We start from the raw sequence: 22,371 nt of genomic DNA on the forward strand, positions 1-22,371 counted from the left end.
CAATGCGCTCATTACAAGACCTGCGGCTGGAATTCCTCCAGTACAAGATCGAACCGATCGGCTGGCTCGGCGACAGCCCGTCGCGCTTCGACTTCTATACCCGCACGGCCGCCGGATGCGACAGCATCCTCGAGCTGGGCGTGTTCACCGGACTGACCACGACGGCCTTCATGCTCGCGCAGCCGAAGCGGCTCGTGTCGGTCGACATCACCGATCAGTATTTCCACATCCAGGACGAGCTGAAGCACGCGGCGCAGGAACTGGCGATCGACTTCGAATTCAGGATTGCCGATGACCTTGCAATGGACCCGCTCGCGTGCGACCTGCTGTTCATCGACACCACGCACACGTACGAGCAGACGCTCGCCGAACTGAACCGGTTCGGCCCGCTCGCGCGCAAGAAGATCGTGCTGCACGACATGAACACGTCGGGCGTCTACCAGGCCGTATTCCAGTGGCTGTGGGACAACAAGCAGTTTCACATCACGTATCACGACAGCCGCGGCTGCGGCGCGGTCGTGTGCGAGCGTCACGTCGGCTATTGAGCCGCGCACGCGCAACGGGAGGCACCATGCATGCGAACGGACACGCGGTCTGCGTGGCGATCAACGACAACAACCGCGCGTGGTACGAGATGCTCGTGCCGTTCCTGCTGTCGCTGCGGCAGACAGGCTACGACGGGCAGGTGGCCGTCATCGGCTACGGACTGTCCGAACGCAAGCGGCGCATCCTGGAAAGCCAGTCGGTCGACGTGGTCGAAGCGTCGAGCGCGCATGCGCTGCCGGTCGGCCGCTTCATCGAGGCCGCCGACTATTGCGCGCGCAATCCGCACATCACGAAACTCGCGCTGTACGACGCGGACATCTGGTTCTGCGCGTCCTCGTTCGACCTGTTCTCCCGGATCGCCGACGACCGCCTGTACGCATGCCCCGACCCGCTGTTCTGCACGTTCGTCGTCACGCCGCTGATCGGCGAGCGGCGCGACGCGCACTGGCGTCTCGTCGTCGACGACGTGCAGGCGCGTCACGGCGGTGCGCTGCAGGCCGGACTGGTCGCCGGCACGGCCACCGCGTGGGCGCGTTTCGCGGCGCATCTGCGCGACTGCGTCGCTCGCATCGGCACCGACTTTCAGGAATGCTTCGGGATCGACACGACGTTCCTGCACCTGTGGGGCGCACGCGGCGAAACCGCGCTGCTCGACCCGGTCCAGAACTTCGTCAGCAAGAACGGCATTCACGAATCGTTCGACCCGAGCAACGGCGCCACGACGTTGCGCTATCAGGGCGAACCGATCCGCGCGCTGCACATGACCGGCGACATCCGTTTCTTCGATCGCTGGCGCTACTACGCGAACCACGTCGACGCCGCATTGCGCGACGGCATGCCGTTCGCGCTGTCGGACGGCACGCCGGCACCGTCCGACACGGCCGCCGCCCGCATCGCCGCGACCGAATACGTGCGTTCGGCCGGGCTGACCGTCAACTCCGCCGCGATCGAGGGCAGCGCGGGCGCGTACCTGCAGGCGCTCGACGAACCGGGCGGCACGATGCTCGTCGGCAGCGGGAACCACGAGATCGTGTTGACTGCGACCCGCGACATCGCGCGGCTGAACGTGTACATCACGCACCCGTCCGGCTCGCCGTCGCCGCTGCGATGCGAGGTGCTGATCGATGGGCAGGCGCAGCACAAGGGCCCTGATCTGATGACCCATTTCTGGTATCGGATCTCGGCCGGCACCGTCATCACGCTGCGCTCGACGAGCCTCGGCGGCCAGCAGTGCAACGCGATCTGGCGGCTGCGCGAGGCGCCGGACATGCAGCAGTAGGCAGTGGACGACGCGTAGGCGGTTCGCCGCCCGACGTCAGGCGCGCGGTGTTTCGGCGAGACGTTCGGCGGCGAACCGCAATCCGCCCAGAATGCGTTCGGCGATCCGCGCCGGAAACCCGGCCGGCAGCGTCGCGCCGACCGACTCGATCACGTGCGGCGTCGCGGCGACCAGCCGTTCGATGATCGGCGTCGCGATATCGCCGAGCAGACAGTGTTCGGCCATTGCGCTGAAGTGCCGGCGCGTGATGTCGCGCATCGCGTAGTGCTTGCGCTTGCCGTGCACGGCCATCGCGAGTTTGGCCTTGTGCCACGACCACTGGTTCGCGCCGTCGCCCTCGACCGGCCAGATCGACATCACGTCGTAGAGCGGCGTCAACCGGAACCGACCGCCCGGCAGCAGGCGCAGGCTGAAGTTCTTCGCATGCCCGTCCGGTGCTGCGAGCATCCAGAACACGATCAGCGCGGCAAACAGCGTGTCGAGGTCAGCCTGCGCCGTTTCCGACCGGCGCAGGATGGCGGCCAGATCCGGCACGCCGGGGCCGCCCTGCGATTCGTATTTCAGATGCGGCGGCACACCGAGCGCCTGGCAGAAATCCTCCTGCGGCAAGCGCAACAACCATCCGCCTTCGCGATGCAGCGCACGATCGAAACGCGCGACCGACAGCACCTTGTGCTCGCCGAAACGCACGATTTCGGCATCGGCCGTCGGCAGGCCGTACGCGCGCAGGATCGCGAGACACAGCCACTCGTTTTCGACGGAAGCGGTGAGATCCGCACGCTTGTTGCCGACCAGCCCGAGCGGCAGCTTGAGGATATGCGTCGTCGGTGTCGCGCCATGCGGGCGCATCCATCGCCCTTCGTGAAACAGCAGCGCGGTCTTTTCCTGCGCGCCGGCGAGCGACAGGCGGAAGTCGTCGTCGTCCTGTGCGCCACCTGCCACCCCGCTCGCCTGATCGAGCACGCGCGCCACCTCGTCGTCCGACAACGGCGTACCGTCGATGCGATCATGGCCGACGGGTGCCTCGTCCTCGCCGAGCAGTTGCACCGCGCCGACGCAGTCGCGGCCGAGCGCGGCGAGCAGATCGAACGGCTCGATCGTCGCCGTGCCGAACCGGGATGCCAGCCGGCGACGAATGGCGTCGCTGTCCGGCAGCAGATTGTCGAAGTAGTGGTTCACACGCTCGCCGCGCAACGGCGTATCGCCGACGCCGAACGGCAGCGACAGCGACAATGGGCGGCCCGCGGCGGACTGCTTCCAGCCGGCGTCGTACCGCAACTCCATGTCGCCGCGCGCCGGAATCCGCCATGTCCCGACCCGCTGGCCGTTGGCCCAGATCGACAGCGCGCGGGTGTGCGAGTTGCGCCCCATCGCTTACCAGTCGATGTCGGCAGCGTCACGCCCGTCCTTTGTGCGGACGCTGAGCTCGAGACCGTACAGCGCGGTCAGTTCGAGCAATTGGCTGAGCGACAGGCTGGCGGTGCGCGTGGTCTCGAGCGACGACAGGCGCGACTGGCCGACGCCGATGCGCGCCGCCGCCTCGGCTTGCGTCAGCCCCTTGGCCTGACGCGCGGACGACAGGATTTCGCCCAGTTGCGCGGGCGTATTGACGATGAAATCCACGGCTCGGGTCCAGTAGGCAATAAATGCAGTATATCTCTGACAGACATAAACGCAAATTATTGCTGACAGACATAAGCGTAAAATATCTCTGTCAGAAATAATCTGCGTGATTACGCATCGCGACATTGCCGTCGGGGACGCGTACCCGACCCTATCACCCTCCGCCAAACCATAGTTTTTATCCGCTGGCGCGAATGATTTTGGTTTTGTTAGATGGATGACACCGAATCATCCGATGACAAACATCTAACATACCGATGACCTGCGCGTTCGCCCATACCGTCGAATCCCGCTTTGCCGAGCTGACGCCGACCGCGAAGCGCATCGCGAGCTACATGCTCGCGAATCTCGACCGTCTCGGGCTCGAAACCGCCGACCAGATCGCTCAGCAGGCCGGCACCAGCGGCATCTCGGTCGGGCGCTTCCTGCGCAGCATCGGCTACCGGAACCTCGACGATCTGAAACGCGAACTGCGCGGCGGCAGCGATCGCCCGTGGATGATTACCGATCGCCTCGACGAATATCGCCGCGCCGCCGGCACACACGTGAGCGACGGCGACGGCACCCGCGGCGACGGCACGCTGGCATCGTCGCTCGATCGCGAACTCGACGCGATCCGCCACGTCTACCGGCTCGCCGAAGAACCCGTGTTCGCGCAGGTCGCGGACCGGATCGCGCATGCCGACGCCGTGTTCATCCTCGGCATCCAGTCGACCCGCGGCATCAGCAATGCGTTCAGCAGCTATCTCGAATACCTGCGCCCTCGCGTGTTCTATTCCGACGGCCAGTCGGGCTCGTACGTCGATTCGCTGAACTCCGAATTCGAGCGGCCGTACTGCATCGTCACCGATACGCGTGCCTATTCGCGCAGCGCGCGCCGCTATTGCCAGGCGGCCGCCGAGCGCGGCCAGCCGTTCGCGCTGGTCACCGATCTCTATTGCCCATGGGCGCGTGAATGGCCGGCCGACCTGCTGCAGGTAAAGACCGACGTCGGCCAGTTCTGGGATTCGCTCGCGCCGCTCACCTGCCTGTTCAACCTGCTGATCACCGCCGTGGTCGACCGCCTCGGTCCCGCGATCGACCGGCGCGTCGCGCGCAACCGCGAACTGCAGCGCACGTTCGACCAATTCGAATCCTGAGCGCCCCGACTGCCGATGAACCCACCCCGCCTCGTCGAAATCACACCCGCCACGCATCGCGTCGAGATCGATCTCGTCTACGCGACCGAGCGCAACCTGACCGGCAAGGCGATCTACCGCCGCGCGCACTGCCTGCTGCTCGAGCCCGCCGAAGCCGCGCTGCGCCGCGCGGTCGACGTCGCCGCGCAGGCCGGCTTCACGCTGCGCGTCTACGATGCGTACCGGCCGCCGCAGGCGCAGCAGGTGCTGTGGGATTTCCTGCCCGACCCGAACTTCGTCGCCGATCTCGGCCGCGGCTCGAACCACAGCCGCGGCACCGCGCTCGACCTGACACTCGTCGACGCGAACGGCGAGGCGGTCGACATGGGCACCGGCTTCGACGAGATGGTGGCCGCGTCGGGCCACTTCCACGCGGGGCTGCCCGAAGCCGTGCAACGCAACCGGCTGCTGCTGCTCGGCGTGATGCACGCGGCCGGCTTCGCGCATATCGACAGCGAGTGGTGGCACTACGAGCTGCCCGGTTCGCATGCGTTGCCGCAGATCGACAACGCCGCGAGCGGCCCGTGGCGCCTGATGTAACGACACTGCACGTTCCCTTCACCGTTCACGTTCAACGACTTCAACGACTTCAACGACACATGGAGAAACGCACATGAAGCCCCTGACCTCCCGGCTCGTCGCGGCGCTGGCCGCCGCGTCCGTGCTCGCCGCCGTTCCGCTTGCCGCCGCACGCGCGGAAACGCCGAAGGACATGTTCGTGATGGCCACGCTGCTCGACGAATTCACGACACTCGATCCCGGCGAGATCTACGAGCTGGTGCCGGAGGAATACGTCGCTAACACGTACGACCGGCTCGTGCGCGTCGACCTGCGCGATCCGTCGAAATTCAACGGCGACGTCGCGCAGTCGTGGACGGTGAGCCCCGACGGGCTGACCTATACGTTCAAGCTGCGCCCGGGCCTCAAGTTCCACTCGGGCAACCCGCTGACGGCCGACGACGTCGCCTGGTCGATCCAGCGCGCGGTGCTGCTCGACAAGGGCCCGGCCGCCGTGCTGACCGGCATCGGCCTCACGAAGGCGAACGTCGTCGCGAACGTGAAGAAACTCGACGACCAGACGGTGTCGATCACGACCGACCACAAATACGCGCCGACCTTCGTGCTGAACGTGCTCGGCTCGTGGCCCGCGTCGGTGCTCGACAGGAAGCTGCTGCTGTCGCACCAGCAGGGCGACGACTTCGGCAACGCATGGCTGAAGACCAACGAGGCCGGCTCCGGCGCATACAAGCTGGTCAAGTGGGCGGCCGGCGACAGCATCGTGCTGCAGCGCTTCGACGGCTACCGGCTGCCGCTCGCGATGAAGCGCATCGTGCTGCGCCACGTGCCCGAAGCGGCGAGCCAGCGCCTGCTGCTGGAAAACGGCGACGTCGACGCGGCGCGCGACCTGAGCCCCGACGATCTCGCGTCGGTCGTGAAATCCGGCAAGGCGAAGGTGATGGCCTCGCCGCAGGCGACGCTGCTCTATCTCGGCCTGAACACGAAGAACCCGACGCTCGCGAAGCCCGACGTGCAGGAAGCGCTGAAGTGGCTGATCGATTATTCCGGCATCCAGACCAACGTCGTGAAGACGACTTACAAGGTGCACCAGACCTTCCTGCCCGAAGGCTTCCTCGGCACGCTGAAGGCGAACCCGTACAAGCTCGACGTCGCGAAGGCGAAGGCGCTGCTTGCGAAGGCCGGCGTGCCGAACGGCTTCTCGGTGACGATGGACGTGCGCAACGACTATCCGTATACGGAGATCGCGCAGGCCGTGCAGGCGAACTTCGCGCAGGCGGGCGTCAAGGTGCAGCTGATTCCCGGCGACAACAAGCAGACGCTCGCGAAATACCGTGCGCGCCAGCACGACATCTATATCGGCGAGTGGTCGGCCGACTACATCGACCCGCACAGCAATGCGCAGGGTTTCGCATGGAACCCCGACAACTCCGACAAGTCGAGCTATAAAATGCTGGCCTGGCGCAACAGCTGGGACATTCCGCAACTGACGAAGGAGACCGACGCCGCGCTCGCCGAGCCGACCGCCGCGCAACGCGCGCAACGGTATCAGGCGATGCAGAAGGACCTGCTCGCGCGCTCGCCGTTCGTGATCATGTTCGAGAAAGTCGCGCAGGTCGCGACGCGGCCCGGCGTGAGCGGGCTCGAAGTCGGACCGATCAACGATCTCGTGTCGTACCGTAACCTGAAGAAGCAATAAGATTCGCCGCATGTCGACTCCCGTCTCCTCCCTCGAAGCACTGCGCACGCTGCCCGCGCGCCGCCCGGCCGTACGCTGGGCGCTGCGCGTGCTGCGCTGGGCGCTCACGCTCGCCGTCACGTTCGCGGGGTTGCTCGCGCTGACGTTCGTGATCGGCCGCAAGGTGCCGATCGATCCCGTGCTCGCGATCCTCGGCGATCGCGCGTCGGCCGAGGCGTACGCGGCCGAGCGCATCGCGCTGGGCCTCGACAAGCCGCTCGTCACGCAGTTCATGATCTACGCGCGCGACGTGCTGCACGGCGATCTCGGCATGTCGCTGCTGACGTCGAACCCGGTGCTCGACGACATCAGGCGCGTGTTCCCCGCCACGCTCGAACTCGCGACGATCGCGACGCTGATCGGCATCGCGATCGGCGTGCCGCTCGGCGTCGCGGCCGCGGTGAAGCACAACCGGCCGATCGACCACGTCGCGCGCTTCGTCGGCCTGATCGGCAATTCGGTGCCGGTGTTCTGGCTCGGGCTGATGGGGCTGCTGCTGTTCTATGCGCGGCTGCACTGGGTCGGCGGCCCCGGCCGGCTCGATCCCGTGTACGACGGGATGGTCGACCCGCGCACGGGCAGCCTGCTGATCGACGCGGCGCTCGCGGGCGAGTGGGACGTGTTCCGCAACGCGGTGTCGCACATCGCGCTGCCGGCCGCGATCCTCGGCTACTACTCGGTCGCGTACCTGAGCCGGATGACGCGCTCGTTCATGCTCGACCAGCTGAGCCAGGAATACATCGTCACCGCGCGCGCGAAAGGCCTGTCCGAGCGCCGCGTGATCTGGCGGCACGCGTTCGGGAACATCGCGGTGCCGCTCCTGACCGTGATCGCGCTCACGTACAGCAACCTGCTCGAAGGCTCGGTGCTGACCGAGATCGTGTTCGCGTGGCCCGGGCTCGGCTCGTACCTGACGGGTGCGCTGCTGAACGCCGACATGAACGCGGTGCTCGGCGCGACGCTCGTGATCGGCGCGATGTTCATCACCGTCAACCTGCTGACCGACGCGCTGTACCGCGTGTTCGATCCGCGTGCGCGCTGAGGGCTGCCGCGACATGACTGCTGCCGCCCTGCTTCCTTTCCCGTCCATGCCGAAGGTGTCCCGACCATGAATGCCGAGCGTCTCACGCTGCGCGCGTGGCTGCTTTCCGATGCGCCCGCGTCGCGCGCGCAGGCCGCGTTCGGCCTCGCGTATCGCCGCTGGCGCCGCTTCGCCGCCAATCCGCTCAACCTGTTCGGGCTCGCGATCCTGGTCGCGCTGATCGTCGTCGCGATCGTCGGCCCGCTGATCATGCCGCACGATCCGCTGCGCCAGGTGCTGTCCGACCGCCTGCTGCCGCCCGGCTCGCCGTCGCACTGGCTCGGCACCGACCAGCTCGGCCGCGACATCCTCTCGCGGCTGATCGACGGCTCGCGCCTCACGCTCGGCATCGCGCTGCTCGTGGTCGTGATCGTCGTGCCGATCGGCCTCGCGATCGGCACGACGGCCGGCTATTGCGGCGGTTTCGTCGACAGCGTGCTGATGCGCATTACCGACATCGCCCTCGCGTTCCCGAAGATCGTGCTCGCGCTCGCGTTCGCGGCCGCGCTCGGGCCCGGCGTGATCAACGCGGTCGTCGCGATCTCGATCACCGCGTGGCCCGCCTATGCGCGGCTCGCGCGCGCGGAGACGATCCGCATCGCGCAGGCCGACTACATCCACGCGGCGCGCCTGCAGGGCGCATCGGGCCCGCGGATCCTGCTACGCTACATCGTGCCGCTGTGCATGTCGTCGGTGATCGTGCGCGCGACGCTCGACATGGCCGGCATCATCCTGACCGTCGCGGGCCTCGGCTTCCTCGGCCTCGGCGCGCAGCCGCCGAGCCCCGAATGGGGCTTCATGGTCGCGTCCGGCCGCAACGTGCTGCTCGACGCGTGGTGGGTCGCGACGCTGCCCGGCGCGGCGATCCTGCTCGTCAGCCTCGCGTTCAACCTGCTCGGCGACGGGCTGCGCGACGTCTTCGATCCGCGTCATGGAGCGTGACATGTCACTGAATTCCGTCAACGCCGCCGCGCCGCTCTGCGAGATCGACGGCCTGAAGATCGGGTTTCGCGGACACGACGGCGTCGTGTCCGACGCGGTGCGCGACCTGTCGCTGACGCTCGCGCCCGGCGAACGGCTCGGCATCGTCGGCGAATCGGGCTCCGGCAAATCGCTGACGGGCCGCGCGCTGCTCGGCCTGCTGCCCGAAGCCGCGCGCTGGTCGGCCCGCACGATGCGCTTCGCGGGCCACGACCTGCTCGCGATGTCGGCGAGCGAACGCCGGCGCCTGTGCGGCAGCCAGATGGGGATGATCCTGCAGGATCCGAAGTATTCGCTGAACCCGGTGATGACGGTCGCGAAGCAGATGGGCGAAGCATTCCGGCTGTATGAGCCGGGGCTGCGCGGCCGCGCGCTGCGCGAACGGATCGTCGATGCGCTCGCGGCCGTGCAGATCCGCGATCCGGCGCGCGTCGCCGATGCGTATCCGCACGAGCTGTCGGGCGGCATGGGCCAGCGCGTGATGATCGCGATGATGGTGTCGACCGGTCCGCGTCTGTTGATCGCCGACGAACCGACCTCCGCGCTCGACGTCGCGGTATCGATGCAGGTGCTCGCGGTGCTCGACGCGATGATCGCGCGGCACGGCACGGGGCTGATGTTCATCAGCCACGACCTGCCGCTCGTGATGTCGTTCTGCGATCGCGTCGCGGTGATGTATGCGGGCCGCGTCGTCGAAACCTGCGCCGCGCGCGACCTGCGCAACGCCACGCATCCCTACACACGCGGGCTGCTCGCGGCGAACCCGCCGCTCGCGAACCCGCCCGACGAACTGCCGGTGCTGCGGCGCGATCCGGCATGGCTCGATACCGTTTCGCCTGCCGGCGCGGCGACGGCACAACAGGAGTCCGCACCATGATCGACGTCGATCACGCCTCGATCCGTTTTCCGACCCGCACGGGCCATGTCGACGCCGTGCGCGATGCGAGCTTCGCGGTGCGCGACGGCGAAGTGTTCGGCCTCGTCGGCGAATCGGGCTCCGGCAAGTCGACGCTGCTGCGTGCGCTGACCGGCCTCGTGCCGCTCGCGGGCGGCAGCCTGTCGATCGACGGCCGGCCCGTCGGCGGCACGCCCGACCGCGCATTCCGCCGCCAAGTGCAGATGGTGTTCCAGGATCCGTACGCGTCGCTGCATCCGCGCTTCACGGTCGACCAGACGCTGCGCGAGCCGCTGTCGATCCACGGGATCGACGACGCCGACGCGCGCATCGCCCGCGCGCTGTCCGAAGTCGGGCTCGGCCCGGCGTTCCGCTTCCGCTATCCGCACCAGCTGTCGGGCGGCCAGCGCCAGCGTGTCGCGATCGCGCGCGCGCTGATCGTCGAGCCGCGCGTGCTGCTGCTCGACGAGCCGACCTCCGCGCTCGACGTGTCGGTGCAGGCGGAGATCCTGAACCTGCTGCGCCGCCTGCATCGCGAACGCAACCTGACGATGATCCTCGTCAGCCACAACCTCGCGGTGATCGGCTTTCTGTGCCAGCGCGTCGCGGTGATGCAGCATGGCGAGATCGTCGAACAGCTGCGGATCGAGGACGTGCGCGCCGGGCAGGTGGCACGCGACTACACGCGCACGCTGCTGCGCGCGACAGAAGGGTACCGCCGGCTCGATCCGGTCGCCTGACATGTGCGCGACGCGCGGGCGTGCGATACTCGGCACCCCGTGCGTCGGTGCGCCAGCGCGCCGACGCGCCACCGAATGGAACCCTCGCGCGCCGCGCGGGTCCATGTCCTTTCGTCAACAGCTCAACAGCTATAGGGAGGCGTTCATGCTGCAATTCATCGAAACCCTGGTGGTCGGGCTCATCGTCGGCCTCCTCGCCCGTGCGCTCAAGCCCGGCGACGACAAGATGGGTATCCTGATGACCATCGTGCTCGGCATCGTCGGCTCGCTCGTCGCGGGCTACATCGGCCGCGCTGCCGGCTGGTATGCGCCGGGCCAGGGCGCGGGCTGGATCGCGTCGATCATCGGCGCGATCGTGCTGCTCGTGATCGTCGGCGCGGTGCGCAAGCGCGCGGGCTGACCGCCGCATCGCCCGCGTCGGTGCACAACGGCCGCTCGTTCACACGAGCGGCCGTTTTTCTTTTTGCACACCTCAATTCGCGCCCGCCTCGAATCGTTGAATCCTCAACGATTTACCGGCAAATGCCGCATCCATTGACGCTCCTTCCGCAAGCTTATGCCACCGGCAATACCCTGACTTGCGACCGCACAAATTTGAGATAAATTGATTGAAGGAATACGGCGTCATTTGCTTATTGCCGTTATTTCCGTCTTTTCATTCAAGAGGTCCGATGGATTTGCCGTTTACGCATACAGCACCGCAGCGTTGACGGACTGCCATTCGAGCGGCCCCGCTGCGACGCGCTTCCTCTCTGGAGCCTGTCATGAAGCATCGCCTGTTTGCCGCCTCGTTTGCCCTGGCTGCCGCGCTTCTGGCCTCGTCCTCGTCATTTGCCGCCGGCGCGTCCGGCATCATCCACTTCACCGGCATGATCGTCGAGCCGCCGTGCTCGTTCGCGCTCGACACCGCCGATATCGCGCATGCCCACGTGCGCACCGACTGCCCGCGTCCGGCGACCGGACAGGTCGCGTTCGTCGACGCGGCCAGCCTGCGCACGATCAAGACCACGACCTTTACGCAGGCGTCGCGCGCAATCGTTTTACCGGACCGCCCGGGCAACGCGCATGCGCCGATGATCGCCGTCGTCACCTATCAGTAAGCAACACGCGCCGCCGGCGTCGCGTGGCGCGTCAGTCGCGATGGCTGGCGATCCAGTCGCTGAACGCGCGAATCTTCTGCTGGCTGCCGATGCTCTCGGGATAGACGAAGAAATAGCGGGCGCCGGTCTCGAGCACGATGTCGAACGGCCGTTCGAGCCGGCGCGCGCTGACGTCGTCGTCGACGAGCGTCACGTCGCCGATCGCGACGCCGAAGCCCTGCATCGCCGCGTTCGTCGCGAGATCGAGCGTGTCGAAGGTCGGCCCGCGCTCCGCGTCGACGGCACGCTCACCCGCGTAATCGAGCCACGCGCGCCAGTCGCGATGGTCGCGCGTCGGATGCAGCAGCGTATGGCGCGCGAGATCGCCAACCGCATCGAGCGGCGTCGCGTACCGCAGCTCGGGTGCGCACACCGGCGTCAGCCGCTCGTCGAACAGCGGCAGCGCGAACACGCCCGCGCCCGGCGACGTGCCATAGACGACCGCCGCATCGAACGGCTCGGCCGAGAAATCGACGACGTGCTGCCACGCGGTCGTGATCTGCACGTGGAGATCGGGATGCTCGCCCTGGAAGCGCATGATGCGCGGCAGCATCCAGCGCATCACGCAGGTCGGCACCTTCAGCGCGAGATCGGTGCGCTGCCGCGTGAGCTTCATCGAGATGTCCTCGATCCGCGCGAAGCTCTCGTTGACGACCGGCAGCAATTGCTCGCCCTCCGCCGTCAGCGTGAGGCCCTTCGCGTGCCGCTTGAACAACGGAAAGCCGTAGTGCGCTTCGAGTGTCAGGATCTGCCGGCTCACCGCGCCCTGCGTGAGGCACAGCTGCTCGGCCGCGCGCGTGAAGCTGCGGTGGCGAGCCACGGTCGAGAAGATCTGCAGCGCGTGCAGGGGCGGAAGTCGGCGCATGACGAAGCGGGTAAGGCGGGTAAACGGACCGCGGATCGCGGATCGACCGCGCCGGACGACGGCGCGGCAGGACCGCGCGTCGACATCGGCGCGCGCTGATCGACACGATAAGCCAAACGCGGGCTTTACGCGAGGTGCGCCGGGCGCTCAGGTCGTAGGAACTAGCGCGCCCGCCGCGATGCGTGACGCCGACGCGACGACGTCCGCGCGTGCCGCCGCGCTCAGGCGGTGGGAACGAGCGCACCCGCCGCGATACGCGCCGCCGACGCGACGACGTCCGCGCGTGCCGCCGCGTCGGCACGCGGCTGCGTGAACGACACGGCCAGCACGATCGGCGCGCGCGATGGCGGCCACAGCACCGCGACGTCGGTCGTCGTGCCGTAGCCGCCGGTGCCGGTTTTGCCGGCACTGCGCCAGCCGGGCGGCACGCCGGCCGCGATTCCGGTCGCGCCGCCGGTCATCCATTCGGTGAGCTGCGCACGCTGCGGCTCGCGCAGCGTGTCGCCGAGCAGCAGCCGCTGCAGCATGTCGACCATCGCGACCGGCGTCGACGTATCGCGCTCGTCGCCGGGCGCGGCCTGGTTCAGTTCGGGTTCCCAGCGGTCGAGCCGGAACGCGGTGTCGCCGCTTTCATGCGCGAACGACGTGACGGCCTGCGGACCGCCGAGCACGCCCATCAACAGGTTCCCCGCGCCCTTGTCGCCCGACTGCAGCAGCGCGGTGCAGAGCTGCGCGATCGTCATCCCCGTATCCACATGGCTTTCCGTCACCGGCGACCCGGCCACGACCTCGTAGCGGCGATACAGGATGCGGCGCGGCAGCAGCGATGCGTCGAGCGAACCGCGCGCGAGTATCGCGGCGGCGGCGACGACCGCATAGGTGCCGCACAGCGGGAAGCGCTCGCGCGCGTGATGCGCGATGCGCGTGCCGTTCGACGTATCGAGTGCGGCGACGCCGAGCCGGCCGTTCGACGCTTTTTCGAGCGCGGCGAGTTCGGCCTGGGCGACGTGGGCGCGCCCCTGGTCGGCGACGGGTGCCGACGAGCAGGCGGCGACGAACGGCGCGGCGACGGCGGCGAGCAACAGCGAGCGGCGTGTCGGAGAGTGTTCCATGGATGAAGGCTGTTCGGTCGGAAACGGTGGCACGGAGCAACGCACGCGCGCAGCGGCGATGCGCGCGTGTTCACGCCGACGGCCGGCTCGCGACGGCATTCGCCGCGCATCCCCGAAGACGTCCGTCGGCCCCGCATGCGGCGGGACTCACATGAACAGACCCTAGCGTAGCAGCGCGCGCCGCTCGCGTCAGCCTTGCGACGAAGGCAGGTACGGCATCGGATTGACGGGCTTGCCGTCACGCCGCACCTCGAACAGCAGCGCGACACGCGAGTTGTCGAGGTCGCCCATCTCGGCGATCTCGTCGCCCTGGCGCACGATGTCGCCGGTCTTCACGAGCAGCTTGCGGTTGTGCGCATAGGCCGTGAGGAAATCGGCGTTGTGCTGGACGATGATCAAGGTGCCGTAATCGTTCAGGCCGGTGCCCGCGTACATCACGCGGCCGTCGGCGGCCGCACGAACCGGGTCGCCCGGCCGGCCGGCGATCTGGATGCCGCGGTTCTGCCCCGGCTTGAATGCGTCGACGATCTTGCCCTGCGCGGGCCATCTGAGCGCCACCGCGCCCGCATGGCGCCGGGTCTCCTTCACGACCTGCCGGTCGCTCGCCGTCGATGCGCTCGCCTGCGCGGCGCCCGCCGCATTGCTCGCGGCGGCCGGTGCGGCCGCCTGCGCGCTGGCCGACGCGCCCGGCGCCTGCAGCGGCTGCTGCCGGACGATGCGCAGCACCTGCCCCATGCGCAGCCTGCCGCGCCCGTCGAGCTTGTTCCAGGTCCGCAGGTCGGCGACGCTGCAGTCGTTGGCGGACGCGATGCCCGACAGCGTGTCGCCGCGTTTCACCACGTACTTCTGCGCGACGAGAATGGGCGCCGGCGGCGCCGCCGGCGCGGCGGCGGGCTGGCCCGACGTCGAGCCCGCCAGCGTATCGCTCGGCGGGACGGACGGCGTACTGGCGCAACCGGCCATGACGAGCACCGCGGCCAGGCCGGACAGCCACGCCGACTTGCGGCAAATCTCGCGCTGTTTCATGGACGATCGACTCCGGTTTGACAATCTTTCAAGCATCTCAAAAACGGAACGGGCGACGTGTAACCGGATGCAAACAATGATGACAAACGATCACGAACCGGGTGCCGGCAAACACTTGTTACCGGGAATACGGTCGGATTCGGAAAAACTTGACGGTATTGGACGGGCGATTCGGAAGAAATTTCGCGATGCGCCGATTATTTCGAACGGCTTTCATTGCGCGCGTGAGCGCGCCGGCGAGCCAATGCGGCCCGCACCGCCCGCCCGCTCAACGCAGCCAGTCGACCAGCTCCGCGCAGGCCCACGCGATGCCGATGCAGAGGAACAGCACGTGCAGCGCGATCTTGAACGACACGCCCCACGACGAATCGACCCGCATGACAGTCTCCCCCGGTTGATATGCGGCCATGATCCGGCATCGATCCCGCCCCGAAAATGCGGAACCGGCGAACGGGGCCTCAGGCCCAGCCTGAGACCGGTGCGGCGGTTCCTGCTAACTTATCGGCCATACCCATCCTTACGCGCCCCCACCGATCATGCGCTTCGACCTGACCGACCTGCGGCTCTTCCTGAACATCTGCGAGGCCGGCACGATCACGGGCGGCGCCGAGCGCACCCACATCACGCTGCAGGCCGCCAGCGAGCGGATCCGCGGGATGGAGGACGAGCTCGGCGTGCCGCTGCTGCACCGGACCAAGTCGGGCGCGCAGGTAACCGACGCCGGCCGCGCGCTCGAGCACCACGCGCGCACGGTGCTGCAGCAGATCGACCACATGCGCGGCGAGCTGCAGCAATACGGCCAGGGGCTGCGCGGGCATATCCGGCTGCTGTGCAACACGGCGTCGCTGAGCGAATACCTGCCCGACGCGCTCGCCGCGTATCTGCCGCTTCACCCGAAACTGTCGATCAGCGTCGAGGAGCGCTCGAGCCAGGAAATCGTGCATGCGATCCGCAACAGGACGGCCGAGGTCGGCATCGTCGCCGATTCGGTCGGACTCGGCGGGCTCGAACAGAAGCCGTTCAGAGAGGACTGGCTGATCGCGGTCGTGCCGGCCGGTCATCTGCTCGCCGCGCGCGACAAGGTCGCGTTCGACGAGATCGCCGACGCGGACTTCATCGGGCTGACCGACGGCAGCGCGCTGCAGGTCCATCTGGCGGACCAGGCGCGTGCGCTCGGCAAGCGTATCCGCTACCGTGTGCAACTGAAGAGTTTCGATGCGATCTGCCGCGTGATCGCAAGCGGCGTGGGGATCGGCATCGTGTCGCGCCATGCGGCCGAACGCGCGATGCAGACGATGGACGTGCGGCTCGTCGAGCTGTCCGATGCGTGGAGCCACCGCAAGCTGACGCTCTGCGCGCGCTCGTTCGATGCGTTGCCGAAATACACGCAGGCGTTCGTGTCGTATCTGTCGGGCGACATGCCGCCACGCTGAACGTCGCGCGCGCCGCAACAGCGTGGCGATACCCGAGGAGACATCGCAGCCATGACCGGACCCGAACTCGCGATGCACTATCGCGCCTACATCGACTGCCTGAACCGGCAGGACTGGCCGGCGCTCGGCCGGTACGTCGCCGACAACGTGATCCACAACGACCGGCCGCTCGGCCTGGCCGGCTATCGGGCGATGCTGGAGCAGGATTTCCGCGACATTCCGGATCTCCATTTCGAGGTCCGGCTGCTCGTGTGCGAACCGCCGCGCATCGCATGCCGGCTGCGCTTCGCCTGTGCGCCGAAAGGGACCTTCATGGGGCTCGCCGTCGACGGCACGCGCGTCACGTTCGCCGAAAACGTCTTCTACGAATTTCACGACGGAAGGATCCGGCAGGTCTGGTCGGTGATCGACAAGGCCGCGATCGAGGCGCAGCTGTGACGCTGCCGGCCGTCACTGCTTACCGCAGCCCCGACACGGCCATATAGGCGCCGAGCGCGATCATCCCGACGAAGAAGCAGCGCTTGAACGCCTTCTCGCTCATCACGCGTCGCGCGTACTGCCCGCCGATCATCCCCGCGAGCGCCGGCACGAGTGCCAGCGCCGATACGCCGAGATCGACCGTCTGCAGCGCGCCCGTCACGCGCAACTGCAGGCCGAGCGTGATCGTCGACGCGGTAAACGACAACCCGAGCGCCTGGATCAGGTCGTCCTTCGACAGGCGCAGCGCCTGCAGGTACGGCACGGCCGGCACGACGAACACGCCGGTCGCGGCCGTCACGACGCCCGTCAGGTAGCCAACCGCGGCCGACAGCCACTTTTCGTGACGGCCCGGCGCGGGCAGCCGCGCGGCGGCGAGCCCCCAGCCGCCGTATGCGACCAGCACGATGCCGAGTGCCGCACGGGTCCACGCGCTGCCGGCCGCGAGCGCGGGCAGCCCGCCCGTCAGCGTGCCGAGCGTCAGCCCGGCGAGCAGCGGCCACAAACGCCGCAGCAATGGCCCGAACGACGGGCCGAGCCACAACTGCCACACGTTGGTGATGAACGACGGCACGAGCAGCAGGCTCGCGGCGGCTGACGGCGACATCGCGAGCGTCAGCAGCCCCATCGCGATCGTCGGCAGCCCGAGGCCGATCATGCCCTTGACCGCGCCGGCGAGCAGAAAGACCAGCACGATGATCGTGAGCGTATGCGTTTGCATGGCGGGGGTTCGGTCCGGTTGAATACGGCGCCGATGGTGAACCACCGTCACGCCGTCGGCCATCTGGCTTTGCCTGAGGCTGGCTCGGGCCCGCCCGGCGGGGCCTGTCACCCCGCTACCCCGCCACCCATCGCCTCATCGCCTCATCGCCTCATCGCCTCATCGCCTCATCGCCTCATCGCCTCATCGCCTCATCGCCTCATCGCCCCGTTGCCCCGTCGCCCCGTCGCACCGCCATGCGCGCCGTTCAGGCACCGTGCGCCGGCCCCCGTCCCTGCTCGCTGTCGAGGTGCGCCATCTGCGCGGCCGGATAACGCTCGCCGGCAGCCGCCCCGGCGGGAACCGCCGCTTCGATGCGGGCGAGATCATCGACCGTTAGTTGCAATTTAGATGCCTGAAGCGCGTCCTGGAGTTGCGTGCGCTTGCGTGCGCCGATCAGCGGCACGATGTCGTCGCCGCGCGACAGCGCCCATGCGATCGCGATCTGCGCCGGGTTGCTGCCCTTCTCGTCGGCGATCGCGCGCAGCGCGTCGACCAGCGCGAGGTTGTGCGCGAGGTTCTCGCCCTGGAACCGCGGGCTGGCCGCGCGGAAATCGCACTCGCCCTGCCGCGCCGCGCTCCAGCCGCCGCCGAGCAGCCCGCGCGACAGCACGCCGTAGGCCGTCACGCCGATCCCGAGTTCGCGGCACACCGGCAGGATGTCCGTCTCGATCCCGCGCGACAGCAGCGAGTATTCGATCTGCAGGTCGGCGATCGGCGCGACGGCCGCCGCGCGGCGGATCGTGTCGGCCCCGACCTCCGACAGGCCGATGTGGCGCACGTAGCCGGCCTTCACGAGATCGGCGATCGCCCCGACCGTCTCTTCGATCGGCACCGCCGGATCGACGCGCGCCGGCCGGTAGATGTCGATGTGGTCGGTGCCGAGCCGCTTCAGCGAATACGCGACGAAATTACGGATCGCCTGCGGCCGCGCGTCGTAGCCGACGAACGCGCCGGCCGGATCGCGCAGCGCGCCGAACTTCACGCTGATCAGCACCTGGTCGCGCGTGCGGCCGCGCAGCGCGTCTCGGATCAGCATCTCGTTGTCACCCATCCCGTAGAAGTCGCCGGTATCGAGCAGCGTGATCCCGTTGTCGAGCGCCGCGTGCAGCGTCGCGATGCTTTCGTCGCGATCCGCGGGCCCGTAGAGATCCGACATCCCCATGCAGCCGAGCCCGATCGCCGATACCTGCGGGCCCGTGCGGCCCAGTTGACGCTTGTCCATGTCCGTTTCCTCGCGGTGGTGAGTGAATGAACGGGATTCTGGGCGTAATGCGGCGCGCGATAAACGCGAAACGCCCAACCAAATCATTCGACGCTGATTAACAATGGAGCCTCCCGATCCGTCACGTTTCCGCCCCGCATGGACCATCTGCATGCAATGCGCATCTTTGCGCGCGTCGCCCACCTCGGCAGCTTCACGAAAGCCGCCGAGCAGTTGCAATTGCCGCGCCCGACCGTCAGCAATGCCGTCCAGTACCTGGAGAAGCACCTGAAGGTGCGCCTGTTGCAGCGGACGACGCGGCGCGTCGCGCTGACCGCGGAAGGCGCGACCTACTACGAGCGCTGCACGCGGCTGCTGGCCGACCTGGACGACGCCGAGACGCTGTTCGACGAAGCCGGTGCGTCGCCGCGCGGCCTGATCCGCGTCGACCTCCCCGAGCGCTTTGCACTGGACAAGGTGATTCCGGCGCTGCCGGATTTCCACGCACGCTATCCCGACCTGCGCGTCGTGCTGAGCACGACCGACCGCTTCGTCGATCTCGTCGCCGACGGGATCGACTGCGCGGTGCGGGTCGGCGTGCTGTCCGACACGTCGCTGGTCGCGCGGCGCGTCGGCGAGATGGCGCAGATCAACTGCGCGTCGCCCGCGTATCTTGCGCGATACGGCATGCCGCGCTCGCCGGACGATCTGCCCGACCACGTCGCGGTCGGCTATTTCTCGAGCCGCACGGGCCGCGAGCTGGACTGGGAATATGCGGACATGGATTCCGGCGCGCTGCAGACCGTGAAGATGCGCAGCGTGGTCGCGGTGAACAGCTCGCACGCGTATCTCGCGTGCTGCCTCGCGGGCCTCGGGCTGATCCAGGCGCCGCGCGACGGGCTCGCGCCGCTGCTGGAAGACGGCTCGCTGGTCGAGGTGCTGCCGGAATGGCATGCGGCGCCGCTGCCGGTGTCGGTCGTGTTTCCGAACGGCCGGCATCTGGCGCCGCGCGTGCGGATCTTCGTCGACTGGCTCGCGCACACGCTCGACGACGCGCACCGGGCGCAATGACGACGGCCGGCGCCAGGGCAACCCACCCCGGGCGCCGACCGGTCAAGCGCATCAGAACTTGTGGCGGATCGCGGCGCGCACCGCGAACTGGTTCGCCGACGACGACGGACCGTCCGTCCCGACCACGTAGCCGCCGTCGGCCGCGGTGCCCGTCTTGTCGCCGGCGACCTTCTGCCATGCGCCCTGCAGGTAGACGTCGGTGCGCTTGGACAGGCTGTAGTCGGCCATCAGCCCGACGGTGTGATATTTCGGCTTGAACGAACCGGCCGCGGCGTCGAACTTGCCGTCGGTATACACGTACTGCGCGCCGAGATAGAAATCGGGCGTGAGCTGGTACTTGCCGTTGATCTCGAAGTTCTGGAACCTGGTCGCCGTGAGCCCGAGGCCGTCGAATGTCGACGCCGGCAGGTAGACGGTCGACACCGGGTTCTTCACGTCGGTCTTCGTATAGACGAAGCCGACCGTCGCCGGACCGAACGTATAGTTGATGCCGCCGCCGAAGATCCGCAGGCGGTCGGCGACGAAGTTCGCGTCGTCGGCCGCGATCGCGCCCGCATTGCCGACGCCCGGGCTGTTCGCCTGCAGATACGCGGCCGCGACCTGCAGCCCGGCCAGCGAATACTGCGCGCCGATGCTGTACTGGCGGTTGGTCGAGAAGCCCGTGCTGTTGCTGAAGCTGTAGGTGCCGCCGAACGACAGCCCGTTCCAGTCGGGACTCGCGTACTTGACCGTGTTGTTGACGCGGAAGGAGTTGTCCGTGTTGTCGTTGTCGAACGGGTGCGAGAACAGCGTGCCGCCCCAGTTGCCGTTCGCGGTGAGCGGCGCGAGATAGTCGACGACCGCATCGTACTGGCGGCCGAAGGTCAGCGTGCCGAAGCGCGACGCGCTCAGCCCGACGAACGCCTGGCGGCCGAACATCCGGCCGCCCTGGTTGAACCGGCCGTTGTTCACGTCGAAGCCGTTTTCCAGCGTGAAGATCGCCTTCAGCCCGCCGCCGAGGTCCTCGCTGCCCTTCAGGCCCCAGCGGCTGCCCTGCGCATAGCCGCTCGCGAGCTGGTAATTCGTTTTTCCGACCCCGTTCACGCTCACGTTGTTCGTGTAGTTGAAGCCCTCGTCGATCAGGCCGTACAGCGTCACGCTGTCCTGCGCGAAGGCCGGCGCGGCGAAAGCAGCCAGCGCGGCGGCAAAAATGACGTGCTTCTTCATGACGGATCTCCGGAGCCGGGTGCCGGGCAGGCCATTCGCCCGGCGATTGTTTGGTCTGTTTTATAGAGGTGGCCCGCAGGGCGGACTGCGCGGTGTGCGGCCGCGAGGACAAAATGGTGTCACGTCGCAAACCGCCCGTCCATCGGGGCGTGGGCGCGGCCAGCAAAGCGTTGCGCTCGTCCAACTGCCCTGTTTTTCCGATGCCATGAGCACGCTTATCGGCAGCGGCCGGCCGGCCCGCTATCCGCGTAAACCCGGACGGCACCGTATCGGTGGCACAATGCGCATCCGTTCGTCATTTCTTCACGAATTCATGCTTCACCCCGATTCATGCGCGGCAGGTGCCGGCCGCGCACGCGGCGCGCGCCGGGAGGCGGCCCGATGACCGCCGCCGCCCGGGCCGGCCGCTACGCCGAACTCGATTTCTTCCGCGGCCTCGTGCTGCTGGTGATCGTCGTCGATCACATCGGCGGCAGCATCCTGTCGCGCGTGACGCTGCATGCGTACGCGCTGTGCGATGCGGCCGAGGTGTTCGTGTTCCTCGGCGGTTTCGCGACCGCCATCGCGTACAACTCGCTCGCCGAGCGCCACGACGAGGCCGCCGCGCGCCAGCGTTTCATCCGCCGTGCGTTCGAGATCTACCGCGCATTCCTCGTGACGGCCGGCCTGATGCTGCTGATCACCGCCGTGCTGAACGCGTTCTCGATCGACGGCCCGAACATGCCGACCAACGATCTCGACGGCCTGCTCCACAAGCCGCTCGCCGCGCTGCGCGACATCCTGCTGTTCCGCCGCCAGCCGTATCTCGCGTCGGTGCTGCCGATGTATGCGTTCTTCGCGCTGCTCGTCCCGCTCGCGCTGCCGCTCGCGCGCACCCAGCCGTGGCTGATGCTCGCGTTCAGCGGCTCGCTCTGGTACGCGGCGCCGCACGTCGCGCGCTTCTTGCCGACCGTCGAAGGCGCGCCGTGGGACTTCAACCCGTTCGCGTGGCAGTTCCTGTTCGTGCTCGGCGTGATCGCGCGCTGCCAGCCCGTCTACCAGACGCTCGCGCCGAAACCCCAGGGCTGGCTGCTGACGGCCGTGTCGCTCGCGATCGTCGCGGCCGGCGCGTACTACCGGCTGCGCGTCGAGCCGTTCCCGACCGATCCGTCGATCAAGCAGAACCTCGGCGCGCTGCGGCTCGCGAACTTCCTCGCGATCGCGTGGCTCGCGGCCAAGCTCGTGCACCTCGGGTGGATGAAGAAGGTCGCGCACGCGATGCCGTGGATCGGCACGATCGGCCGCCAGGGGCTGCTGTGCTTCGTCGCCGGCACCGGCATCTCGCTCGCGGTCGACTCGCTGCTCTACCAGGCGACCGAAGGCTATCTCGACGTGCCGCTCGGCCTGGCCGCCGACGTCGTCGCGATGGGCCTGCTGTATCTCGTCGCGAAGCTTTATGCGCCGCTGGTGTCGCGGCTGTCGTTCCCGTTCCGTACGCGGCGATGACGTGCCGCGCCGTCAC

General features: G+C 68.0%; 23 protein-coding genes. 15 read left to right on the top strand and 8 right to left on the bottom strand.

The annotated features are described in order from the left end of the window. The first annotated feature begins 2 nt into the window (after positions 1 to 2). Together DID98_RS09520 and DID98_RS09525 are read left to right on the top strand one after the other, a co-directional pair. Entirely contained in the window at positions 3 to 545 is a 543-nt protein-coding gene (locus tag DID98_RS09520) for a class I SAM-dependent methyltransferase (protein WP_124520686.1), read from the top strand. Positions 546 to 571: 26 nt separating this feature from the next. After that, complete coding sequence (locus DID98_RS09525; RefSeq protein WP_124570629.1) at positions 572 to 1,825, top strand: hypothetical protein; 1,254 nt, start codon at positions 572 to 574, stop codon at positions 1,823 to 1,825. A 36-nt stretch (positions 1,826 to 1,861) separates the two neighbouring features. Here DID98_RS09525 and DID98_RS09530 read toward each other — a convergent pair whose 3' ends face one another. After that, positions 1,862 to 3,196: a type II toxin-antitoxin system HipA family toxin gene (locus DID98_RS09530; RefSeq protein WP_124570630.1), complete on the bottom strand. Its 1,335-nt coding sequence runs from the start codon at positions 3,194 to 3,196 to the stop codon at positions 1,862 to 1,864. 3 nt (positions 3,197 to 3,199) lie between these two features. Next, positions 3,200 to 3,448, bottom strand: coding sequence for a helix-turn-helix transcriptional regulator (locus DID98_RS09535; protein ID WP_044843249.1), 249 nt, complete (start codon positions 3,446 to 3,448; stop codon positions 3,200 to 3,202). A gap of 257 nt (positions 3,449 to 3,705) precedes the next feature. Here DID98_RS09535 and sapR point away from each other — a divergent pair, with 257 nt between their 5' ends. The 9 genes from sapR to DID98_RS09580 all read left to right on the top strand — a co-directional run bounded on the left by sapR (position 3,706) and on the right by DID98_RS09580 (position 11,677). After that, a complete protein-coding gene (gene sapR / locus DID98_RS09540; RefSeq protein ID WP_124570631.1) occupies positions 3,706 to 4,587 on the top strand; it encodes a sap1 transcriptional regulator SapR in 882 nt (293 codons plus the stop codon). 15 nt (positions 4,588 to 4,602) lie between these two features. Further along, the gene (gene ddpX / locus DID98_RS09545; RefSeq protein WP_124489615.1) at positions 4,603 to 5,166 is read left to right on the top strand and encodes a D-alanyl-D-alanine dipeptidase; all 564 of its coding nucleotides are present in this window, start codon (positions 4,603 to 4,605) and stop codon (positions 5,164 to 5,166) included. A 73-nt stretch (positions 5,167 to 5,239) separates the two neighbouring features. Next, complete coding sequence (locus DID98_RS09550) at positions 5,240 to 6,841, top strand: ABC transporter substrate-binding protein (RefSeq protein ID WP_124570632.1); 1,602 nt, start codon at positions 5,240 to 5,242, stop codon at positions 6,839 to 6,841. Positions 6,842 to 6,851: 10 nt separating this feature from the next. After that, entirely contained in the window at positions 6,852 to 7,922 is a 1,071-nt protein-coding gene (locus DID98_RS09555) for an ABC transporter permease (protein WP_124570633.1), read from the top strand. A 66-nt stretch (positions 7,923 to 7,988) separates the two neighbouring features. Beyond that, positions 7,989 to 8,903, top strand: a complete 915-nt coding sequence (nikC, locus tag DID98_RS09560) for a nickel transporter permease (RefSeq protein WP_124492228.1) — start codon at positions 7,989 to 7,991, stop codon at positions 8,901 to 8,903. A gap of 1 nt (position 8,904) precedes the next feature. Then, positions 8,905 to 9,819: an ABC transporter ATP-binding protein gene (locus DID98_RS09565; RefSeq protein ID WP_124570634.1), complete on the top strand. Its 915-nt coding sequence runs from the start codon at positions 8,905 to 8,907 to the stop codon at positions 9,817 to 9,819. Continuing rightward, a complete protein-coding gene (locus DID98_RS09570; protein ID WP_124570635.1) occupies positions 9,816 to 10,577 on the top strand; it encodes an ABC transporter ATP-binding protein in 762 nt (253 codons plus the stop codon). Before DID98_RS09565 ends, DID98_RS09570 begins: the two co-directional genes overlap by 4 nt. Before the next feature lie 145 nt (positions 10,578 to 10,722). Further along, a complete protein-coding gene (locus tag DID98_RS09575; protein WP_124488210.1) occupies positions 10,723 to 10,977 on the top strand; it encodes a GlsB/YeaQ/YmgE family stress response membrane protein in 255 nt (84 codons plus the stop codon). Between the two features lie 364 nt (positions 10,978 to 11,341). Further along, on the top strand, positions 11,342 to 11,677 hold the full coding sequence (locus DID98_RS09580) for a type 1 fimbrial protein (protein ID WP_124520698.1): 336 nt from the start codon (positions 11,342 to 11,344) through the stop codon (positions 11,675 to 11,677). A 31-nt stretch (positions 11,678 to 11,708) separates the two neighbouring features. On the opposite strand, the gene DID98_RS09585 is transcribed toward DID98_RS09580, so the two are convergent. From DID98_RS09585 to DID98_RS09595, 3 genes are all read right to left on the bottom strand, one after another. Next, positions 11,709 to 12,581, bottom strand: a complete 873-nt coding sequence (locus tag DID98_RS09585; protein ID WP_124520700.1) for a LysR substrate-binding domain-containing protein — start codon at positions 12,579 to 12,581, stop codon at positions 11,709 to 11,711. Positions 12,582 to 12,802: 221 nt separating this feature from the next. After that, on the bottom strand, positions 12,803 to 13,693 hold the full coding sequence (gene bla / locus DID98_RS09590; RefSeq protein ID WP_124488122.1) for a class A beta-lactamase: 891 nt from the start codon (positions 13,691 to 13,693) through the stop codon (positions 12,803 to 12,805). Positions 13,694 to 13,882: 189 nt separating this feature from the next. Beyond that, entirely contained in the window at positions 13,883 to 14,719 is an 837-nt protein-coding gene (locus DID98_RS09595) for a peptidoglycan DD-metalloendopeptidase family protein (protein ID WP_124488123.1), read from the bottom strand. A 536-nt stretch (positions 14,720 to 15,255) separates the two neighbouring features. Here DID98_RS09595 and DID98_RS09600 point away from each other — a divergent pair. Continuing rightward, the gene (locus DID98_RS09600) at positions 15,256 to 16,152 is read left to right on the top strand and encodes a LysR substrate-binding domain-containing protein (RefSeq protein ID WP_124520701.1); all 897 of its coding nucleotides are present in this window, start codon (positions 15,256 to 15,258) and stop codon (positions 16,150 to 16,152) included. Positions 16,153 to 16,203: 51 nt separating this feature from the next. Next, positions 16,204 to 16,590, top strand: coding sequence for an ester cyclase (locus tag DID98_RS09605; RefSeq protein ID WP_044843235.1), 387 nt, complete (start codon positions 16,204 to 16,206; stop codon positions 16,588 to 16,590). 19 nt (positions 16,591 to 16,609) lie between these two features. On the opposite strand, the gene DID98_RS09610 is transcribed toward DID98_RS09605, so the two are convergent. Both DID98_RS09610 and DID98_RS09615 read right to left on the bottom strand, forming a co-directional pair. After that, the gene (locus DID98_RS09610; protein WP_124488125.1) at positions 16,610 to 17,350 is read right to left on the bottom strand and encodes a sulfite exporter TauE/SafE family protein; all 741 of its coding nucleotides are present in this window, start codon (positions 17,348 to 17,350) and stop codon (positions 16,610 to 16,612) included. Between the two features lie 247 nt (positions 17,351 to 17,597). Then, positions 17,598 to 18,614: an aldo/keto reductase gene (locus DID98_RS09615; protein WP_124520703.1), complete on the bottom strand. Its 1,017-nt coding sequence runs from the start codon at positions 18,612 to 18,614 to the stop codon at positions 17,598 to 17,600. Positions 18,615 to 18,752: 138 nt separating this feature from the next. Here DID98_RS09615 and DID98_RS09620 point away from each other — a divergent pair, with 138 nt between their 5' ends. Next, positions 18,753 to 19,664: a LysR family transcriptional regulator gene (locus DID98_RS09620; protein WP_124488127.1), complete on the top strand. Its 912-nt coding sequence runs from the start codon at positions 18,753 to 18,755 to the stop codon at positions 19,662 to 19,664. A 51-nt stretch (positions 19,665 to 19,715) separates the two neighbouring features. Here DID98_RS09620 and DID98_RS09625 read toward each other — a convergent pair whose 3' ends face one another. Then, a complete protein-coding gene (locus tag DID98_RS09625; protein ID WP_044843230.1) occupies positions 19,716 to 20,870 on the bottom strand; it encodes a porin in 1,155 nt (384 codons plus the stop codon). A gap of 381 nt (positions 20,871 to 21,251) precedes the next feature. Here DID98_RS09625 and DID98_RS09635 point away from each other — a divergent pair, with 381 nt between their 5' ends. Further along, the gene (locus DID98_RS09635; protein ID WP_044843341.1) at positions 21,252 to 22,355 is read left to right on the top strand and encodes an OpgC domain-containing protein; all 1,104 of its coding nucleotides are present in this window, start codon (positions 21,252 to 21,254) and stop codon (positions 22,353 to 22,355) included. The last annotated feature ends 16 nt before the right edge of the window (positions 22,356 to 22,371 follow it).

The organism is Burkholderia sp. Bp8984, from assembly GCF_003853755.1.
In the GTDB taxonomy this organism is placed as follows: domain Bacteria; phylum Pseudomonadota; class Gammaproteobacteria; order Burkholderiales; family Burkholderiaceae; genus Burkholderia.

What these genes read in the sequence shown, in the direction of transcription:
- DID98_RS09600 (WP_124520701.1), top strand. Translation starts at nt 15,256, where the DNA reads ATGCGCTTCGACCTGACCGACCTGCGGCTCTTCCTGAACATCTGCGAG.
- DID98_RS09595 (WP_124488123.1), bottom strand. Translation starts at nt 14,719, where the DNA reads ATGAAACAGCGCGAGATTTGCCGCAAGTCGGCGTGGCTGTCCGGCCTG.
- DID98_RS09620 (WP_124488127.1), top strand. Translation starts at nt 18,753, where the DNA reads ATGGACCATCTGCATGCAATGCGCATCTTTGCGCGCGTCGCCCACCTC.
- DID98_RS09585 (WP_124520700.1), bottom strand. Translation starts at nt 12,581, where the DNA reads ATGCGCCGACTTCCGCCCCTGCACGCGCTGCAGATCTTCTCGACCGTG.
- DID98_RS09635 (WP_044843341.1), top strand. Translation starts at nt 21,252, where the DNA reads ATGACCGCCGCCGCCCGGGCCGGCCGCTACGCCGAACTCGATTTCTTC.
- sapR (WP_124570631.1), top strand. Translation starts at nt 3,706, where the DNA reads ATGACCTGCGCGTTCGCCCATACCGTCGAATCCCGCTTTGCCGAGCTG.
- DID98_RS09550 (WP_124570632.1), top strand. Translation starts at nt 5,240, where the DNA reads ATGAAGCCCCTGACCTCCCGGCTCGTCGCGGCGCTGGCCGCCGCGTCC.
- DID98_RS09580 (WP_124520698.1), top strand. Translation starts at nt 11,342, where the DNA reads ATGAAGCATCGCCTGTTTGCCGCCTCGTTTGCCCTGGCTGCCGCGCTT.
- ddpX (WP_124489615.1), top strand. Translation starts at nt 4,603, where the DNA reads ATGAACCCACCCCGCCTCGTCGAAATCACACCCGCCACGCATCGCGTC.
- DID98_RS09605 (WP_044843235.1), top strand. Translation starts at nt 16,204, where the DNA reads ATGACCGGACCCGAACTCGCGATGCACTATCGCGCCTACATCGACTGC.
- nikC (WP_124492228.1), top strand. Translation starts at nt 7,989, where the DNA reads ATGAATGCCGAGCGTCTCACGCTGCGCGCGTGGCTGCTTTCCGATGCG.
- DID98_RS09625 (WP_044843230.1), bottom strand. Translation starts at nt 20,870, where the DNA reads ATGAAGAAGCACGTCATTTTTGCCGCCGCGCTGGCTGCTTTCGCCGCG.
- DID98_RS09610 (WP_124488125.1), bottom strand. Translation starts at nt 17,350, where the DNA reads ATGCAAACGCATACGCTCACGATCATCGTGCTGGTCTTTCTGCTCGCC.
- DID98_RS09575 (WP_124488210.1), top strand. Translation starts at nt 10,723, where the DNA reads ATGCTGCAATTCATCGAAACCCTGGTGGTCGGGCTCATCGTCGGCCTC.
- DID98_RS09565 (WP_124570634.1), top strand. Translation starts at nt 8,905, where the DNA reads ATGTCACTGAATTCCGTCAACGCCGCCGCGCCGCTCTGCGAGATCGAC.
- DID98_RS09615 (WP_124520703.1), bottom strand. Translation starts at nt 18,614, where the DNA reads ATGGACAAGCGTCAACTGGGCCGCACGGGCCCGCAGGTATCGGCGATC.
- DID98_RS09570 (WP_124570635.1), top strand. Translation starts at nt 9,816, where the DNA reads ATGATCGACGTCGATCACGCCTCGATCCGTTTTCCGACCCGCACGGGC.
- DID98_RS09525 (WP_124570629.1), top strand. Translation starts at nt 572, where the DNA reads ATGCATGCGAACGGACACGCGGTCTGCGTGGCGATCAACGACAACAAC.
- DID98_RS09520 (WP_124520686.1), top strand. Translation starts at nt 3, where the DNA reads ATGCGCTCATTACAAGACCTGCGGCTGGAATTCCTCCAGTACAAGATC.
- DID98_RS09555 (WP_124570633.1), top strand. Translation starts at nt 6,852, where the DNA reads ATGTCGACTCCCGTCTCCTCCCTCGAAGCACTGCGCACGCTGCCCGCG.
- DID98_RS09530 (WP_124570630.1), bottom strand. Translation starts at nt 3,196, where the DNA reads ATGGGGCGCAACTCGCACACCCGCGCGCTGTCGATCTGGGCCAACGGC.
- bla (WP_124488122.1), bottom strand. Translation starts at nt 13,693, where the DNA reads ATGGAACACTCTCCGACACGCCGCTCGCTGTTGCTCGCCGCCGTCGCC.